Raw genomic sequence first — 17,780 nt, forward strand, 5'->3', positions numbered from 1 at the left:
TACCCACCTCGCACAAGGAACGCTGACATGAAGAAAGTGCAATGGCTCTCTGCCCTCGCACTGGCCCTGACCGCCCATAGCGCCCAGGCCAACCCGCAAACCGTCGACATCATGGTGCTCTACACCAAAGACGCGCAGAGCCTGCCCAACGGCCGCGATATCGACGCACGCATCGCCAGCTATATCGAATACACCAACACGGCCTATGCCAAAAGCGGCGTGAACATCCGCCTGCGCCTGGTGCACAAGCAACTGCTCGACTGGGCCAATTACTACGACGTGTCCAGCGCCACCCTGAACAAGTTCACCGACGACGCCCAGGTAAAGCGCCTGCGTGAGCAATACGGCGCCGACGTGGTACAGCTGATCAACCGCACCACCCAGGGCCAGGGTTATGGCGTCTGCGGTATCGCCTGGATGGGCACTGGCACGAAGAACAGCGACCGCTTTAACAGCGGCGCCAAGGAAATGGCCTATGGCCTGACCGGTGTCGACTGCAGCCTCAGCACCTTCGCCCATGAAGCCGGCCACAATATGGGCCTGCGCCACTCCTACGAGCAGGACCAGCAGGAAGGCTATTACAACGCCAACGGCCACAACGGCACCCACGAATGGAGCCGTGGCTACGGCGTCCAGGGCCAGTTCAGCACCATCATGGCCTACCCGCAGGTCTTCAACGCACGCCGTCAGGCGCCGGTATTTTCCAACCCACGGTTGAACGACGCCGACTGCGCCAACCAGCCCTGCGGCATGCCGGATCGCTCCGATGCCGTGCGCGCGCTCAACGCCATGGCCGGACAGATCGCCGCCTTCCGCGCCACCCAGGTGCCCATCACCAGCAATCCCGGCACGGGCACTCCGACCAAGCCGCCGGCCGAACTGCCCTGGTGCAGCAAGCCAGCGCTCAAGGGCCTGGTCAGCAACGGCGAGTTCAACAGCAGCGAAGGCTGGCGTGCGCTGTTCGGCCAGAGCCAGCTGAGCCTGGTCAACGTGGCGCTGAACTGCCGCGACAACGCCCTGCAGATGGATGCGCGGGCCTTCGACATCCTGGCCACGCCAGTCAGTAGCCTGACAGCCGGTGCGCAATATCGCCTGAAAGCCAAAGCCATGCTCAAGGCCCGCGACAGCCGTGAGAACGTGCGCGTGGCGATCCTCCAGGAAAGCACCGATGGTCGCTTTACCTACAGCGCCGAGCAGACGGCCAGCCTGTCCGTGACCGGCAACGAGTTCAGCCGCCTGGAAAAAGCCTTTACCTATAAAACACCGAGCAACGTGCGCAATCTGTATGTGGCGATCTGGAGCGACAGCGGCAGCAGCCTGCTGGTTGATGAAGTCGAACTGCAGGAAGTCCAGGCCGCCGCACCTCCTGTACCACCTGCACCAACCCAGTTCGGCTGGAACTTCGAGAATGGCATTGGTGGCTGGTCTGGCTTCCATGGCAGCGCCCGCGCCAGCACCTTCGCCAGCGACAGCCGGCAGGCCCTGGAAGCCTATCAGCGCCAGTACGAAGGCGCCGGTGCCAGCGTCAGCCTGCTCGGCAATGTCCAGGCCGGTAATCGCTATCGCGTCTCGGCCGACCTGAGTATTGGCCGTAGCAGTGCAGTCAGCGCCATCGCCTACGCCTACCTGTATGTCGAGGATGGTAATGGTCGTGGCCAGTACCTGCCACTTGGCCAGCGCGCCACCCGTGGTGGCAGCTGGAGCAAGCTGCAGCATGAGGTGCAACTGCCGACCGGCACGCTGCGCCGCGTCGACCTGCTGATCCTGGGCACCCAACGTAGCGAGTCGCTGTTTATCGACAACGTCAGCATCGGCAAGCTGTAAACACCCAGCAGCACCCAAGCCCATGACTGCCTCAGCAGTCATGGGTTTTTTCATTAAGGATTCTTTATGTTGCAGCCCAATAAACCAGCCCGGCCAGTGGCCTCGGAGCCTCTGATCACGAGCCTGTGCCTGTTGCTTCTGCTGGCTGGCAGCCTCAGCCTGGCCTATCAGGGTGCAGCGTTCTGGCGCTTACTGCACAGCCCGATCAACCTGGCGCCCGTGCAGCACGCCCCGGTGCAGCCGGTTATTGATCAACAGCAACTGGCGGGACTGTTCGGCGTCCCTCTACTCGACAGTGGCGGCCCGGCTCCGGCCACATCCTTGCAACTGACCTTGATGGCCGCCTTCAATCACCCACAAAGCAGCCGCTCCAGCGCCATTATTGGCCAGGCCGGTCAGCCTCCTGAGCGCTTTATGGTCGGTGCCGCCATCGCCCCAGGCGTCACCCTTGAGAGCGTGCAGCGCCAGCATGTCACCCTGCTGCGCCACGGTCGCCGCGAGAGCCTGCACTTCCCGGACAAACCCAGCCAGCCACTTACACCTGCAGCCAACCCCATCGCGACCGGGTTGCTTAGTCAGGCCAGCAGCCGCAACTAAAAGCCCGCAGCGGATATCTCAATCGGCACGATCTCGAAGCTATCCTGCTTGGCGATCAGCTGAAACGCGCGCAGCTTGGCATCGCCATAGCCTTGCGCATTGTTAAAACGGTCATGCACCAACACGATCAGGTCCGGATAGGGAAACACCCCAGGGTTGAAGTGCCCTACCGCCAGCAGCTCGCTGGTTTCCCGTGCGACCAGCGGCGGCGTCAGGCGCACCAGCTGACCACGGTGATAAACCCGATAATGGCTGCTCTTACCCAAGGCAAAGCTGCTTTGAATGAACTGGCGAATCGACCAACTGCCAGCCACCTCCTGAATGCTGCGCTCGCCCTGGGTGCTGCAACCGACCAGCAGTGCAGCCCCCAGCAGCAGATAACGGTTTAGTCGTCGCATAACACCTCCCTGGCATTACCCACTAAAGCCTATTGGAACGGTTTAATCGCCACCTTGAGCACGCCGTCGCGCTGGTGAGCAAATAGATCATAGGCCGCCACGATGTCATCCAGCGAATACTGGTGGGTCACCAGCGCGCCGAAATCGACGCGCCCGGAGGCCACCACATTGATCAGCCGACGCATGCGCTCCTTGCCGCCAGGGCACAGCGAGGTGACGATCTTGTGGTCACCCAAGCCAGCATGGAAAGCGCCCAGCGGTATCACCAGATCCGTCGAATACACCCCCAGACTGGACAGCGTGCCGCCGGGCTTGAGTACCCGCAGTGCGCTTGCAAAGGTGGACTGCAGGCCCAGCGCCTCGATAGCCGCATCCACGCCGCGGCCACCGGTCAGGCGCAAAATCTCCTCGACCACATCCACTTGATTGAAGTTGAGGGTGACGTCCGCGCCCATCTTGCGGGCGATCTGCAAGCGCTGCTCGACACCATCGACCACGATAATGGTGCTCGCCCCGCGCAGCTTGGCGCCGGCCGTGGCGCACAAGCCAATCGGCCCTTGGGCGAAGATCGCCACCACATCGCCGATTTTGATCTTGGCCGCTTCCGCGCCGGCAAACCCGGTGGACATGATGTCCGGGCACATCAGTACCTGCTCGTCAGTCAGGCCATCCGGCACTGGCGCGAGGTTGCCCTGAGCATCGGGCACCAGCACATATTCGGCCTGGGTGCCGTCGATGCTGTTGCCGAAGCGCCAGCCGCCCATGGGTTTGTAACCATGACAGCTGCAACCGCCATCCTGGGAGGAATAACCGTCCTGGCTGGCGTAGGAGCTGAAGCTTGGGCAGATGGCCCCAGCAATCACCCGCTGCCCCTCATGGTAGCCCTGCACGTTGCTCCCCAACTTCTCGATGATGCCAACCGGTTCATGGCCAATGGTCAGCCCTCTGGCTACCGGATACTCGCCCTTGAGGATATGCACATCGGTGCCGCAGATGGTCGTGGTGGTGATCCGCACCAGCGCATCATTGGGCCCCACTGGCGGAATGGGCTTATCCACCAGTTCGATGCGTCCAGGCTCGATAAACACCGCTGCTTTCATCATGCTCATGGTCAGGCTCCTTGTATGCGCTAGCACAGAGCCTTGACTGTAGCTGGATGAAAACCCTGCATACTTGTCCTGTATCAACGCCCGGCGCAGGCAAAGCGCTGCCCACAAACAGCCCTTGTGGATCTCCAGCCATAAAAAAACCGCCTGCGAAGAGGCGGTTTTTTAGTGCTGCCGAGGCTCAGTTGCCTTCGCGGCGCAGCGCCTGCGGGGTGAAATCACGCGGGCCCAGCTTGGCATTGAAGTTGTACATCGGCTCGTTGTTATCCAGACCGTCGACAAAGTAGCGCTTGCCCTTGAAGTCGTAGATGGTTTCCAGGGTGCTGCCGAACATCGGTACGTCGTAATAGCTGATCGGGTGGCTTTCCTGCACGCCGCTCAGCTCGCCACTCTTGTCGTAAAGATCGGCGGCGAGGATCTGCCAGCTGTCTTCATCGATATAGAAACGACGCTTGGCATACGGATGGCTAAAGCCCTTGCGCAGCTCGGCCTCGACCACCCAAACGCGGTGCAGCTCATAGCGCAACAGATCCGGGTTGACGGTGTTGCTGCGCAGGATGTTGTCGTAGGGAATGCCCTTCTGGTGCACGGCGTAGCTGTTGTACGGCACCAGCATTTCCTGCTTGCCTATCAACTGCCAGTCGTAACGATCCGGTGCACCGTTGTAGGAGTCGACCTGATCGGCAGTGGCCATGCCGTTGCTATCCGGTTGCAGGGTGTCGTAGGCCAGCATCGGCAAACGGCGCACACGGCGCTCGCCACGGTTGAAGCGCCAGGCTTTACGGATCGCCAGTACCTGATCGAGGGTTTCCTGCACCACCAACGCCGAACCGGCAAGCTTGGCCGGCGCGACCACTTTGTACTTGTAGTAGAACAGGGTGTTGTCCAAGTCCTGCGGGCTGACGCCGTCACGACCGTAGAGGAAGTAAATATCGCGTTCCAACTTGAGCAGGTTATAAGCACCGTTGGAGAGCACCGCTGCCTGGTTGGTGACAAAGCTGATCTGGTCACCACGGTAACGCATGATGTGGTTCCAGATAACTTCCTGACCGGTTTTCGGCAGCGGGAAGGGGATACCGGCGGCGGCACCGTCGACCCCATTACCGCCGGAAATCAGCTCGGCAGTCTGCGCATTGAAGCGCGTGGCGTCATAGATACGCTGCGGCGCGGCCGCGCTGCGACGGGTCGGGAATACCCGCAGGAAGTAATCCGGGTTCTTTTCCAGCAACGCCTTGAGGCCCGCCGGCAGCTGCGCTTGGTACTGCGCCAGGTTCTGGCTGTTGACCTGATACAGCGGTGCATCGGCGCTGTAGGGGTCAGGGTGGTGCATGCCCGGCTGGTAGTTGGCCGGCGGTTGCGCCAGGCCACCGTCCCAGGCCGGAATGGTGCCGGCGGCATTGCCCGCGCGCTCACCGCCCAGCGGGGTCAGGTCCTGGCCCAGGCGTGCAGCCTGGGTACTGTCGACTTTGGCCTGTGCCTGTAACGCGCACGTAGCCAGCAGCAGAATTGAAAGCGTTCTCAACACAGCGATCTCCTCGCAGCCTGGCCTGAGGCAGGGCTGCTGTTTTTATGACCGGGGCAGTGCTGCCCGGGTTTATGTGCCGTCTTGGTGAGGAGCCGTCCTGGCGGGCGTCGGATTATTCCGATCTTGTGCAATCGTCCCTGTGCTTATGGTCTTGCTGCGCCGATATCTCAGCGCGTGAATCAATCAGTCGATGCGCTGGAACTTCAGGTCCCATACGCCATGCCCCAGACGCTCGCCGCGGCGCTCGAACTTGGTGGTCGGGCGCTCCGTCGGGCGCGGCACATACTGGCCGTCCTCGGCCTGATTCTGGTAACCGGGCGCAACATTCATCACGTCCAACATGTACTCGGCATAGGGCTGCCAATCGGTGGCCATGTGCAGTACACCGCCAACCTTGAGCTTCTGCCGCACCAGCTCGGCAAACGCCGGCTGCACGATACGCCGCTTGTTGTGCTTGGCCTTATGCCAGGGGTCCGGGAAGAATAGCAGCACCCGGTCCAGACTGGCGTCGGCCACACAGGTGCGCAGCACGTCCAGCGCATCGCAGCTGTAGACGCGCATATTGTTGAGGTTCTGCGTCATCAGGCCGTTAAGCAGCGCGCCGACACCCGGACGGTGTACTTCCACCCCGATAAAGTCCTGCTCGGGCGAAGCGGCGGCCATTTCCAGGGTGGAATGACCCATGCCGAAGCCGATTTCAAAGGTGCGCGGCGCGCTGCGACCGAACACCTGATCGAAATCGCGCAGACCGTCCTCCAGCTGCAGGCCGAACTTCGGCCAGCCCTGATCGAGGCCGCGCTGCTGGCCTTCAGTCATGCGCCCGGCACGCATCACAAAACTCTTGATCGCGCGGTGCTTGGAGGTGTCTTCAGCCGGCTCAGGTTGTTGTGGCAAATCAGTCATGCTGTGCTCTTAAAGTGCTTTTAGAGTGCTTTTACGATTTCGCGAGCTAGAGCCATGCAAGGCGCTACGTTAGTAACAGCCTCCGGCTGGTCAAAGCAGGCGAGGAAGCGGAGTTTACGAGTTGTAAATGAGCATTACGACCGGGCTGGCGCTCCAGCCTGTTTCTAACGCAGCAGGGCCGACGCGCAGCAAATCGTAGTCCTTACTTGATTAGGCCATCCAGCGGCGAAGAAGCGCTGGCATAGAGTTTTTTCGGCATGCGCCCGGCCAGGTAGGCCATGCGTCCGGCGATGATCGCGTGCTTCATCGCCTCGCCCATCAGAATCGGGTTCTGCGCATGGGCAATCGCGCTGTTCATCAGTACCGCCTCGCAGCCCAGTTCCATGGCGATGGTGGCATCGGACGCGGTACCGACACCGGCATCGACCAATACCGGAACGGTAGCCTCTTCGAGAATGATGCGCAGGTTATACGGGTTGCAGATGCCCAAGCCGGTGCCAATCAGACCGGCCAGCGGCATCACCGCGATGCAACCCATGGCCGCCAGTTCGCGGGCAATGATCGGGTCATCGCTGGTGTAGACCATCACGTCGAAGCCGTCCTTGACCAGCACTTCGGCGGCCTTGAGGGTTTCGATCACATTGGGGAACAGGGTCTTCTGGTCGGCCAGCACTTCCAGCTTGACCAGCTTGTGACCGTCGAGCAGCTCACGGGCCAAACGGCAGGTACGCACCGCCTCAACGGCGTCGTAGCAACCAGCGGTGTTCGGCAGGATGGTGTACTTGTCGGGCGAGATCACATCCAGCAGGTTCGGCTCGCCCGGATTCTGCCCGATATTGGTCCGCCGCACCGCCACGGTGACGATCTCGGCACCCGAAGCCTCGATGGCCAGACGGGTTTCTTCGAGGTCCTTGTACTTGCCGGTCCCCACCAGCAGACGCGACTGATAAGTACGGCCGGCCAGGGTAAAGGGCTTGTCGCTGGGCGCATGGCTCATGGGTAATCCTCGTGAAGGTGGGCGGCTGTCTGAACGCGATAAACCGATGAGCGGGGATCAACCACCGCCAATGGCGTGGACCACTTCAACCTGGTCACCCTCGCGCAAGGCGGTGGTGGCGTGCTGGCTGCGCGGCACGATATCCAGATTGAGCTCAACCGCCACGCGGCGTCCGGCCAGATCCAGACGGTCGATCAACCCGGCGACGGTGGCGCCGTCGGGCAATTCGAATGTTTCACCGTTTAACTGAATATGCATGACGGGTCGGTCACAACTGGGAAAAGGGCCGGCATTCTAGCCTGATCATGGGCGTTGACCAAGGCTGAAGGCTGCCGCTCGTCCTGCTTTCTGACTTATGGGTCAGGCGTTATGACGCCCGCCAAGCTTCCAGGCCGCCATGCCCAGGCACAGCCAGCCGGCAAGAAACGCCAGGCCGCCGAAAGGCGTGACCATGCCCCACGCACTGATGCCGCTCAAGGTCAGCGCATACAGGCTACCGGAGAACAGCACGATGCCCAGGGCAAACAGTGCGCCGGCGCAATTGACCAGCGGCGCGGGCCGCAGCAAGGCCAGCAGGCCGACGCCGAACAGCGCCAGCGCGTGAATCAGCTGGTAGTGAGTACCGGTCTGGAATACCGCGAGATAGGCCGGCGTCAGCTGATCCTTCAGGCCATGCGCGGCAAAGGCGCCGAGGGCAACACCGGTAAAACCGGCACAGGCAGACAGCAATAACCACAGACGAGCCATGCATCACTCCAGCTATAAAGACAGGGCTGGCTATAATGGCCGGCAAAATCACCCTGGCCAAGCACGCATGTTTCGATCCATCGCCCGTCGCCTGCTCAAACTCCTGCTCTGGCTAATCCTCGGCTCGGTATTGCTGGTGCTGTTGTTTCGCTGGGTACCGCCACCCGGCACAGCGCTGATGGTCGAGCGCAAGATCGAATCCTGGCTCGAAGACCGGCCCATCGACCTGCAGCGCAGCTGGCGGCCGTGGAGTGAACTGCCGGACGACCTGAAGATGGCAGTGATTGCCGGCGAAGATCAGAAGTTCGCCGAACACTGGGGCTTCGATGTCGCGGCCATCCAGGCCGCCCTGGAGCACAATCAGCAAGGCGGCTCACTGCGCGGCGCCAGTACCCTCAGCCAGCAAGTCGCGAAGAACCTGTTTCTCTGGTCTGGGCGCAGCTGGCTGCGCAAAGGCATGGAAGTGTGGTTTACCGGCCTGATCGAACTGCTCTGGCCCAAGCAGCGGATTCTTGAGATGTACCTCAACAGCGTCGAGTGGGGCGATGGCGTGTTCGGCGCCGAGGCGGCAGCGCGGCATCACTTCAAGGTCGGCGCACCTTATTTGTCGCGCCAGCAGAGCAGCCTGCTGGCCGCCGTGCTGCCCAACCCGCGCGAGTGGAGCGCCAGCCGCCCGAGTGCGCACATCAGCCGTCGGGCCAGCTGGATTCGCCAGCAGATGTGGCAACTGGGCGGCAGCCATTACCTCAACCGCCTGCAACCCAGCCGCCCCGAGTGGTGGCCGAGCTGGTTAAAGGGCGTCTAGCTCAGCGCTGTTTAAGCAGGCGCCGCGGCACGGCATAGAGGAAGTACAGCTCTTCATCTTGCAGATGCGCGGTCATACCCAACTCGGGATAGACCCAGGCCTGCCCCTCGGCCAACTCCAGGGTCAGACGCGGCTGACCGATACTCGCGGCGAGTCGCGCAACATCCAGCGGCGCCGGCGGCAGCAAGGTCAGCGCAATAATCGGGCGATTGGCCAATGGCACCAGCAACTGGCTGCCCAGCGGCTGCTCCTTGTCCGTCGGCTTTAGCCCAGCGGCGGCCAGCAGGCTCTCTCGCTCGGCCTTATCCAGACCGACTTCCGCCTCCAACGACCAATTGCCATCAGCATCCTGCAAGTCGCCGCGATACAGCAGGCGTGCGCCTTCCAGATTAGGCTGCAGCCAGAGTTCGCCATCCAGAGCATCATGCAGGTGCACCAGACTCAAGCGATCATCGGCCAACGGCGCGAGCACTCTGGTTTGCCATTGCGCCAGCCAGGGCAGAGGCTGCGCAGCCGGCTGCGGGCGCATCAACCACGCCCCCCAGGCAAAGAACAAGGCGGCGACCACGGCAAAGATCAGCCAGTGCTGCGGGCGTATGGGCGGTAATTTCACGGGCTTTTCCTTAGGCAGAAAAAAGCCGCACCTGGGTGCGGCTTCTGACAGTAGCGCGATTACGCGGCGATTGAGCCCTTGAGCTTGTTCATCGCGTTCTTTTCCAGCTGACGGATGCGCTCGGCCGACACGTTGTACTTGGCAGCCAGGTCATGCAGCGTGGCTTTCTCTTCGGCCAGCCAGCGCTGATAAAGGATGTCACGGCTGCGCTCATCCAAACCTTCCAGCGCTTCGTGCAGATTGGCGGTGGAGCTGTCGCTCCAGTCGGAATCTTCCAGCTGACGCGCAGGGTCGTAGCGGTGGTCTTCCAGGTAATGCGCCGGCGACTGGAAGGCGCTTTCGTCGTCCGCCTCGGCAGCCGGGTCAAAGGCCATATCGTGGCCAGTCAGACGGCTCTCCATCTCGCGCACTTCACGCGGCTCAACGCCGAGGCTTGCGGCCACGGCATGCACTTCATCGTTGTTCAGCCAGGCCAGACGCTTCTTCTGGCTGCGCAGGTTGAAGAACAGCTTGCGCTGCGCCTTGGTGGTGGCGACTTTGACGATGCGCCAGTTTTTCAGGATGAACTCATGGATTTCGGCGCGAATCCAGTGCACGGCGAACGACACCAGGCGCACACCCATTTCCGGGTTGAAGCGCTTGACCGCCTTCATCAGGCCGACGTTGCCTTCCTGAATCAGGTCAGCCTGGGCCAGGCCATAACCGGAGTAGCTGCGGGCGATATGCACAACAAAACGCAGGTGAGCCAGCACCATTTGCCGGGCGGCCTCGAGGTCTTGTTTGTAGAAGAGACTTTCCGCCAGTTCACGCTCCTGCTCGGGGGTCAACAGCGGGATGCCGTTTACCGCATGCACGTATGCCTCCAGGTTGGCACCCGGAACCAGAGCATGAACAGGTTGCAAAGAAGTGGACATTTGAATCCTCCGACTTACGAATCGTGGAGCAGTCTAGCACTGCCCCATGGGACTTTATACCGGGGTACAAGTTCCCTTACACATAGTCAATATCAAGCAAAACAATAACTTACTACCTAGGGGCCAGTTCGCTCAAGTGCCGTGCGACCGCCAGCCAGGCGCCAATATAGCCCAACAGTACCGCGCCGAGCAGCAGGGATAGACCATCGGCTAGCGGCACGCCCGCCAGGGCGAAGTCGCTGCCATACAAACCGGCCAGGCGCACCACGGCATCATTCAACCAACCCAGGCCGTAAGCCAGCAGCAGCCAGGCCAGCAGCCCGGCGCCCAAACCGTAGAGCGTACCCATATAAAGAAATGGCCGACGCACATAGCTGTCGGTGCCGCCGACCAGCTTGATCACCTCGATCTCGGTGCGGCGGTTCTCGATATGCAGACGAATGGTATTACCGATCACCAGCAGCAGCGCCATCACCAGCAACAGGGTCAGACCGAAGACGAAGCGCTCACCCAGCTTGAGCATGGCACTCAGGCGCTCGACCCAGAGCAGATCCAGCTGCGCCTGCTGCACCCGTGGCAACTCGGCCAAGCGCAAGCGCAGTGCTTCCAGGGCGACCTTGTCGACTTGCTGCGGCGTCACCACGATCACCCCAGGCAGCGGGTTATCCGGCAGTTCCTTAAGCGCTTCGCCAAGACCGGATTGTTGCTGGAACTCGGCCAAGGCCTGTTCGCGACTGATCCACTCGGCCTCTTCCACATCGTCCATCTCGGCGATCTGCTCGCGCAGCGCCTGGCCCTGAGCGTCCGTGGCGTCGATCTGTAGAAACAGGGAAATCTGCGCCGCGCGCTGCCAGGACACACCCAGGCGCTCGACGTTATCCAGCAGCAGCGCCAAGCCCATGGGCAGGCTCAAGGCTACGGCCATCACCAAACAGGTAAAGAAGCTGCCTATAGGCTGCTTGCCCAACCGGCGCAGGCTGTCGACCAGGCTGGCGCGGTGGTTTTCCAACCATGCATGCAGCTGGTGGGTAAAGCTCGGGCCGTCGTCGTCCGGCGTCGGCGATTCGGATTTCTTCGGTGCAGCGCCGACGCGCTGCGCGGGCTGCGGTGGCGGCATGCGGGTGGCGCTCATGCGGCCTCCCCGTCGCCGATCAGGCGGCCACGCTGCAAGGTCAGCATGCGGTGGCGCATGCGCGCGATCAGGGCCAGATCGTGACTGGCGATCAGCACCGTGGTGCCCAGGCGGTTGATGTCTTCAAACACCCCCATGATCTCGGCCGCCAGGCGCGGGTCGAGGTTACCGGTGGGCTCATCCGCCAGCAGCAGGGCCGGGCGATGCACGATGGCGCGAGCAATGCCGACGCGCTGCTGCTGACCGGTGGACAGGTCGCCTGGGGACTGCTCGGCCTTGTCGGCCAGGGACACACGCTCCAGCGCAGTGCGCACGCGGGTGCCGATCTCATCCTTGGACAGGCCGAGAATCTGCAGCGGCAGTGCCACGTTGTCGAACACGCTGCGGTCGAACAGCAGCTGATGGTTCTGGAACACCACGCCGATCTGCCGACGCAGGAAGGGAATCTGCGCATTGGTGATATGCGACAGGTCCTGCCCGGCCAGCAGCAGCTTGCCGCTGCTCGGCCGCTCCATCGCCAGCAGCAGGCGCAGCAAGGTGCTCTTGCCGGCGCCGGAATGCCCGGTGACGAAGAGGAACTCGCCACGGCGCACGTGGAAGCTCAGCTCGTGCAGCCCGACGTGGCCGTTGGCGTAGCGTTTACCGACCTGCTCGAACTTGATCATCCTATTTCTCCGCGAACAGCGCCTGAACGAAGGCCTCGGCCTCGAAGGTGCGCAGGTCATCAATGCCCTCGCCCACCCCGATATAACGAATCGGCAAAGCAAACTGCTTGGCCAGGGCAAAGATCACCCCGCCCTTGGCGGTGCCGTCCAGCTTGGTCAATGCCAGGCCGGTGAGGTTGACCGTCTGATTGAACTGCTTGGCCTGATTGATCGCGTTCTGCCCGGTACCGGCATCCAGCACCAGCAGCACTTCGTGCGGCGCGGTGTCGTCCAGCTTGCCGATCACCCGGCGGACCTTCTTCAACTCTTCCATCAGGTTGTCTTTGGTGTGCAGACGCCCGGCGGTATCAGCAATCAGCACGTCCATGCCGCGCGCCTTGGCGGCCTGCACGGCATCGAAAATCACCGAAGCGGAATCCGCGCCGGTGTGCTGGGCAATCACCGCAATCTGGTTGCGCTCGCCCCACACCTGCAGTTGCTCGACGGCAGCGGCGCGGAAGGTGTCGCCGGCAGCGAGCATGACCTTCTTGCCATCCTGCTGGAGTTTTTTCGCCAGCTTGCCGATGGTGGTGGTCTTGCCCGCGCCGTTTACGCCGACCACCAGAATCACATAGGGCTGCTTGCTGCTGTCGATCTGCAGCGGCTGCTCGACCGGCTTGAGCAACGCCACCAACTCATCCTGCAGGGCCTTGTACAACGCGCCACTGTCGGCCAACTCCTTGCGCGCCACACGCTTGGTCAGGTTACCGATGATCGCCGTGGTGGCCTCGACACCAACGTCGGCAGTCAGCAGGCGGGTCTCCAGGTCTTCGAGCAGGTCATCGTCGATGGCCTTCTTGCCGAGAAACAGGCTGGCCATACCTTCGCCAAGGCTGGCGCTGGTTTTCGACAGGCCTTGCTTGAGGCGTTCGAGAAAGCCCGCCCGGGTTTCTTCGGCGCTTTTAACCGGAGCGGCAACAGGTTGCACGACAGCAGGCTCGGCCACGGGTGGCACGACGACCGGCTCAACCAGCGCAGGCTGTTCAATATGGGCATGCAGCACTTCGCTGCCGGCATTAATACGGAAACGCGATGGACGTGGCTGTGGATTGGCTTCGCTGGCGTCAACCGGCGCGGGCATGGCGGCAGCGGCCTGTTCAACCGGGCCAGGGACCGCCGGCGCAGGCTGCGGCGCGGCAACGACCTCAGCGGTAATAACCGGCTCTACGACTGGCGCAGCGACTTCGCTTACCGGCGCAACGGGCGCAGCTGCGGGCTCAGCGGGCTCCGTAGCCGGCGCAACCGTAACAACCGGCTGCTCGCTAACCGGAGTTGGTTGCGGCTCAGGGCTGGTCGGTGCTTGTGGCTTTTTACGCAGCCAGCCGAACAGGTCTTTCTTCTCCGCTGGCTTCTCGGCAGAGGCCGGCGCAGAAGGCGCGGGAGTGTTTTTGTCGTCGTTGGAACCAAACATGGAGGACGGCTATCTCGAAAGGTGCGACACGCCGGTACAAGGCTCAGAAAGTATTACCCACGCAGCGCAACAGAGCTGAAGAGTGTGCGCAGTAATACCCGGATGCCCCAGCAGACACGGCCGCCAGTAAAACGGATGCGTATCCTAGCACCTCCGCGCCCACCGGCGCTAAGACCAAGCGGGCGCGTCCGACAGCTTGTACTGCCGTTTAGAAGGTCTTGCTGGCGCTGGCGACCAGGGTCGGCCCGCACAGGTCGTCATAGCCGTTGAAGTTCAAGCACTCGGCTTTCGACTGGTCGGTGTCGATGTAGCTCAGCCCCCAGGTCACGCCGATCAGGTCGCGAGTCAGGTCGACCTGCCAGTAGCCATAGCTCTGCCGCGACCGGCTGAAGTCTTCATTCCAAAGCACGTCGTCCTTGTAGTCGACATTCCCGTAGCGAGCATCCAGGGCCACGTCCAACGGCAGCAGGGTGCGATAGCCGATGTATGCGTTGAGCTTGTCGTCGTCGGTATCGACCGAATACTTGCCGCCGACATAGGCGCCGTAGGCCTCTAGGGTGACGATGATATCGCTGCTGTTGAACTGGCTTTCGCCTGGGTAGGTGTACTTGCTGTACATGGCGTCCAGGCTGATGTTGTCGTTGATCTGCCAGTAGTAGCCTGCGTAGTAATCGACTTCCTGGCGGGTGCCGTAGTTATCGTCATGTTCCCAGTCGTAGCCAAAATTGACATGACTGGTCCAGGCCCCGAGGTAAGCGCCGCTGGCGTGGCTGAGCATCACGTCGAGCTGCGCGGCCGGGTCGCCGAGGGTTTGCGAGACGCCGTCAGAGCGGTAGTCGCTGACCACTTTGGGGGTAATCAGCAGGGCGAACTGATCATTCAGTTCCACTGCCTGGCAGCAGATGGGCAGCAGCGTCAGGCTGGCGAGAGTGAGGGTGAGGGTGAGGGTGGGTAATGCGCGCATTGGCTATTCCTTATTGTTATGGGTCTGTGGCGACTGCTGGGCAAGGCTCCGCCCGCCCCGCCCGATGCGGGGAGCAGTACCGATAAGGCGGAGCGGACGGAGTCGGAGTCAGGAGGCCGGGGCGTAAACCTGTTTACCGGCAAAGAAGGTGCGCAGCACCTGAGTGTCGAACAGCTCTTCATCGCTGACCGTGAACACATCGCGGTCGAGCACGATCAGGTCAGCCTGCTTGCCGGGCGCCAGGGAGCCGATCTGGCTGTCCAGGCGCAGGGCCTTGGCGGCATTCAGGGTGTAGGCCTGGAACATGCTTTCGCGGTCGATGCTTTCCTTGGCATTTAGCACGCCCATAGGGCCCTTGCGGGTGCTGGCCTGGGCGATGGCATTCCACGGATTGGGGCTGGATACCGGCCAATCGCTGGCCCCGGCGATGGTCGCGCCGGCCTGGTGCAGCGAACGCGCCGGGTATTGGTACTGGTAGGCGGCAGCGCTGACATAGGGTTTGACCAGTTCCTCGGTGTAGGCCTCGGCGGTGGCCCAGAGCAGCTGCATTGAGGCGATCACGCCGAGCTGCTTGAAGCGCACAAACTCCTTGGGATTGACCAGCTGCAGGTGGCTGATGCTGTGCGGCACCAGCGCCGGCTTGAGCGAGCGGGCGTACGCGAAGCCATTCAGCGCTTCACGCACCGCGCGGTCGCCGACCGCATGCACATGCATGATCCAGCCGCGCTGTTCAGCCGCCACGGCCAATTCTCCGAAGTGCTTCGGGTCGATCAGCAACTCGCCGCGCTTGAGGCTGTTCTTGAACGGGTCGATTACCGCAGCGGTCTGGCCGGGGAACTCCATTACGCCGTCGGCGAAAATCTTAACCCCTGGGAACGTCAGGTTCGGCACGCCCTGAAATTGCTGCATGACCTTGGCCAGCACGTCGAGGTCGGCCGGCTGGCTTTGCGGATGGGTGATCAGCAGCGCCGCGACGTGGGCGCTCAGCTCACCGTTCTCGGCCAGCTTGCGGTACAGCGGCAGTACGCCGACATCCTGCTCGGTGGGGCGCAGCTCGAACAGCGAATCGCCGCTGCCGGCATTGGCCGCCGCGTCCATCCAGGCGGTAACGCCGACCTGGTTGTTAACCTTCACCGCCTCACGCGCCGCGTTGAGCATCACCGCCTCGGTGGGCGCAGGCAGTTGGCTGCGCACCCGATCCCAGCCGTTTTCCGCCAGGTAGCCGCTGGGGGTGAAGTCGGCAGCGTGGCCGATATAGTTGCGCTCCTTCTCCGGCAGGCTCTTCACCAGCGCCGCGTCGATTTTCACGCGCGCGAGCATGGCGTTGTTGGCCCAGCCGGTATGGCCGTCGATGCCATTCAGCACCACCGGCTGATCGGCCCAGCGGCCCTGGTTGAATATCTGGCCCAGCCCGGCGCTCTGCTCCCAATAGCCCGAGCTGGCGCCGGAGATGACGATGATATCGCCCACCCGCGCCGCGCCGGCCTGATCCTGGGCAATGATCCACTGCTCCAGTTCGGCCAGCGGTTTCACTTCGTCATACAGGTTGGAGCCCATGCTGTCGTAGGCCGCCACAACCGGGTGGCTGTGGGTGTCGATCATGCCCGGCATCAGCACCTTGCCAGCCAGGTCGATCAGTTGCGTATCAGCACCGGCCAGGGCCTTGATCTCGGCATTGCTGCCCACCTTGAGGATCTTGCCATCGGCCACCGCGACCGCTTGCGCCAGAGGCTGGCCGGGTTCAGCGGTGTACACCTTGCCGTTAAATAGCAGCAGGTCGGCAGCAGCCATGGCTTCCATCGAGGAAAAAGCCAGAGCCGCGACCAACAGGCTTGGAATAAATCGTTGCATTGCCTTAGCCTCTTGTTCTTATTGGTTTCGCCGCGAGACTAGCGCCTGGCGCAGCGGTGCAGAACCGCAGCGCCAAGCAAAACGCTTTTGCCAAACAGGAAAAACTCTATGGACAAGCTCAGCGCCCTGAGCATGTTTGTCGCCACCGCCGAGCACGGCAGTTTCAGCCGTGCGGCCGAGCAGCTGGGCAAAACCCCCTCGGCCTTGACCAAGGCGGTCAGCCATCTGGAAGCCGAACTGGGCGCGCAGCTGTTCGAGCGCAGCACCCGGCGCACCGCGTTGACCGAAGCCGGGCGGCTCTATCTGGATACCGCGCGCCAGGTGCTACAACGCCTGCACGATGCCGGTGAGGAAATTGGCCAGCTCAAGCACGGCCTGCATGGCAACCTGCGCCTGACCGCGCCGCTGGGCTTTGGTCGGGCGTTTCTCGATGAGGCTTGTGGTGGCTTTCTCGCCGCCAACCCACAGATCCGCCTGCGGGTCGATCTGAGCGACGCCTTTGTCGATCTGGTCGACGGTGGTTATGACCTGGCCCTGCGCGAGGGCCGCAGCGACCTGCCGGGACTGATCGCCAAACCCCTGGGGCACAACCGTATCGTGCTATGCGCCAGCCCGGCCTACCTGGCCGCCAACCCGACTCCCGTGCGCCCGGAACACTTCGCCCAGCACCAGTGGCTGCTCTACCGCCACCCATCGCTGGATCAGCACTTCTGGTGGCTGGCGCAAAACGGTGTGCGCCTGCGCGTCCCGGTGCCTACTGCCCGCCTGGAAAGTGACAACTACGACCTGCTGCTGGCCAATACGCTGAGCGGCGCTGGCCTTTATGGCTGCCCGACCTGGAGCGTGCAGCCCTATCTGGACAGCGGCCAACTGGTCCAGGTGATGAGCGATTACGACTTTGACCCGGATGCCTTCGGCCCGTTGATCCTCGCCGTATACCCCAGCCACCGGCGCGCCACGCGCAAGGTGCAGGCCTTTATCGATTACCTGGCGGCCTTTCTCGACGCCCGCGGGCTGGGCCTCAACCCCGCCACCAAGACCTGAACAATAGCCACGGCGCTGGTGGAACCGGCCCACACCGGCAAGGTCTCACGGTTCTGTTGCGCGCCGCTTGCCGTTAAACTCCGCCCCTGCCTGAGCCGCCCAAAAGGCCGAGGCTATGCAGATCGCACACAGGTTCTATGGATTGACTGCCGCAACACGCGATACTCTGCCGCAGGTTTTGCCCAACACCTTATACCTGCGCTTCACAGCGTGCCGAGTCGCCCTCCGCGCCCCGGCAACCTGCC

At 62.4% G+C, this 17,780-nt stretch carries 18 protein-coding genes; 4 read left to right on the forward strand and 14 right to left on the reverse strand.

Translation table 11 applies throughout. The features are described from left to right. Positions 1-27: 27 nt before the first annotated feature. Positions 28-1,824: a zinc-dependent metalloprotease family protein gene (locus Q8M42_RS03385; protein ID WP_304870166.1), complete on the forward strand. Its 1,797-nt coding sequence runs from the start codon at positions 28-30 to the stop codon at positions 1,822-1,824. A 66-nt stretch (positions 1,825-1,890) separates the two neighbouring features. Beyond that, positions 1,891-2,421, forward strand: coding sequence for a type II secretion system protein N (locus Q8M42_RS03390; RefSeq protein ID WP_304870168.1), 531 nt, complete (start codon positions 1,891-1,893; stop codon positions 2,419-2,421). On the opposite strand, the gene Q8M42_RS03395 is transcribed toward Q8M42_RS03390, so the two are convergent. From Q8M42_RS03395 to Q8M42_RS03425, 7 genes are all read right to left on the reverse strand, one after another. Next, positions 2,418-2,819 (reverse strand): hypothetical protein, encoded by a 402-nt coding sequence (locus tag Q8M42_RS03395; protein WP_304870170.1) that lies wholly within the window; start codon positions 2,817-2,819, stop codon positions 2,418-2,420. The two genes, Q8M42_RS03390 and Q8M42_RS03395, sit on opposite strands and share 4 nt — an antisense overlap. A 29-nt stretch (positions 2,820-2,848) precedes the next feature. Next, positions 2,849-3,928, reverse strand: a complete 1,080-nt coding sequence (locus Q8M42_RS03400) for an NAD(P)-dependent alcohol dehydrogenase (RefSeq protein WP_304870171.1) — start codon at positions 3,926-3,928, stop codon at positions 2,849-2,851. Positions 3,929-4,106: 178 nt separating this feature from the next. Next, positions 4,107-5,450, reverse strand: a complete 1,344-nt coding sequence (locus Q8M42_RS03405; RefSeq protein ID WP_304870172.1) for a DUF1329 domain-containing protein — start codon at positions 5,448-5,450, stop codon at positions 4,107-4,109. Between the two features lie 183 nt (positions 5,451-5,633). Further along, positions 5,634-6,353 (reverse strand): tRNA (guanosine(46)-N7)-methyltransferase TrmB, encoded by a 720-nt coding sequence (trmB, locus tag Q8M42_RS03410; protein ID WP_304870173.1) that lies wholly within the window; start codon positions 6,351-6,353, stop codon positions 5,634-5,636. Between the two features lie 202 nt (positions 6,354-6,555). After that, positions 6,556-7,350, reverse strand: coding sequence for a thiazole synthase (locus tag Q8M42_RS03415; protein WP_090250159.1), 795 nt, complete (start codon positions 7,348-7,350; stop codon positions 6,556-6,558). Positions 7,351-7,407: 57 nt separating this feature from the next. Further along, the gene (gene thiS / locus Q8M42_RS03420; protein ID WP_304870176.1) at positions 7,408-7,608 is read right to left on the reverse strand and encodes a sulfur carrier protein ThiS; all 201 of its coding nucleotides are present in this window, start codon (positions 7,606-7,608) and stop codon (positions 7,408-7,410) included. A 102-nt stretch (positions 7,609-7,710) separates the two neighbouring features. Further along, on the reverse strand, positions 7,711-8,097 hold the full coding sequence (locus tag Q8M42_RS03425) for a DUF423 domain-containing protein (protein WP_304870178.1): 387 nt from the start codon (positions 8,095-8,097) through the stop codon (positions 7,711-7,713). 67 nt (positions 8,098-8,164) lie between these two features. Here Q8M42_RS03425 and mtgA point away from each other — a divergent pair, with 67 nt between their 5' ends. Continuing rightward, positions 8,165-8,902, forward strand: a complete 738-nt coding sequence (gene mtgA / locus Q8M42_RS03430; protein WP_304870180.1) for a monofunctional biosynthetic peptidoglycan transglycosylase — start codon at positions 8,165-8,167, stop codon at positions 8,900-8,902. Position 8,903: 1 nt separating this feature from the next. Here the strand turns inward: mtgA and Q8M42_RS03435 are convergent, their stop codons facing one another. The 7 genes from Q8M42_RS03435 to Q8M42_RS03465 form a co-directional block, all read right to left on the reverse strand. After that, complete coding sequence (locus Q8M42_RS03435; protein ID WP_304870182.1) at positions 8,904-9,515, reverse strand: hypothetical protein; 612 nt, start codon at positions 9,513-9,515, stop codon at positions 8,904-8,906. A 59-nt stretch (positions 9,516-9,574) separates the two neighbouring features. Further along, positions 9,575-10,429: an RNA polymerase sigma factor RpoH gene (rpoH, locus tag Q8M42_RS03440; protein WP_167143438.1), complete on the reverse strand. Its 855-nt coding sequence runs from the start codon at positions 10,427-10,429 to the stop codon at positions 9,575-9,577. Positions 10,430-10,541: 112 nt separating this feature from the next. Then, positions 10,542-11,561 (reverse strand): permease-like cell division protein FtsX, encoded by a 1,020-nt coding sequence (gene ftsX / locus Q8M42_RS03445; protein WP_304870185.1) that lies wholly within the window; start codon positions 11,559-11,561, stop codon positions 10,542-10,544. Further along, complete coding sequence (ftsE, locus tag Q8M42_RS03450; RefSeq protein ID WP_304870187.1) at positions 11,558-12,226, reverse strand: cell division ATP-binding protein FtsE; 669 nt, start codon at positions 12,224-12,226, stop codon at positions 11,558-11,560. The genes ftsX and ftsE overlap by 4 nt, the downstream gene beginning before the upstream one ends. Before the next feature lies 1 nt (position 12,227). After that, positions 12,228-13,676, reverse strand: coding sequence for a signal recognition particle-docking protein FtsY (gene ftsY / locus Q8M42_RS03455; protein ID WP_304870189.1), 1,449 nt, complete (start codon positions 13,674-13,676; stop codon positions 12,228-12,230). A gap of 208 nt (positions 13,677-13,884) precedes the next feature. Continuing rightward, the gene (locus Q8M42_RS03460; protein WP_304870191.1) at positions 13,885-14,640 is read right to left on the reverse strand and encodes a TorF family putative porin; all 756 of its coding nucleotides are present in this window, start codon (positions 14,638-14,640) and stop codon (positions 13,885-13,887) included. Between the two features lie 108 nt (positions 14,641-14,748). Then, on the reverse strand, positions 14,749-16,491 hold the full coding sequence (locus tag Q8M42_RS03465) for an amidohydrolase (RefSeq protein ID WP_304870193.1): 1,743 nt from the start codon (positions 16,489-16,491) through the stop codon (positions 14,749-14,751). Positions 16,492-16,599: 108 nt separating this feature from the next. Between Q8M42_RS03465 and Q8M42_RS03470 the strand changes: the two genes are divergently transcribed. After that, complete coding sequence (locus tag Q8M42_RS03470) at positions 16,600-17,535, forward strand: LysR family transcriptional regulator (RefSeq protein ID WP_304870195.1); 936 nt, start codon at positions 16,600-16,602, stop codon at positions 17,533-17,535. Positions 17,536-17,780 lie beyond the last annotated feature (245 nt).

Source organism: Pseudomonas sp. (assembly GCF_030684895.1).
In the GTDB taxonomy this organism is placed as follows: Bacteria; Pseudomonadota; Gammaproteobacteria; order Pseudomonadales; family Pseudomonadaceae; genus Aquipseudomonas.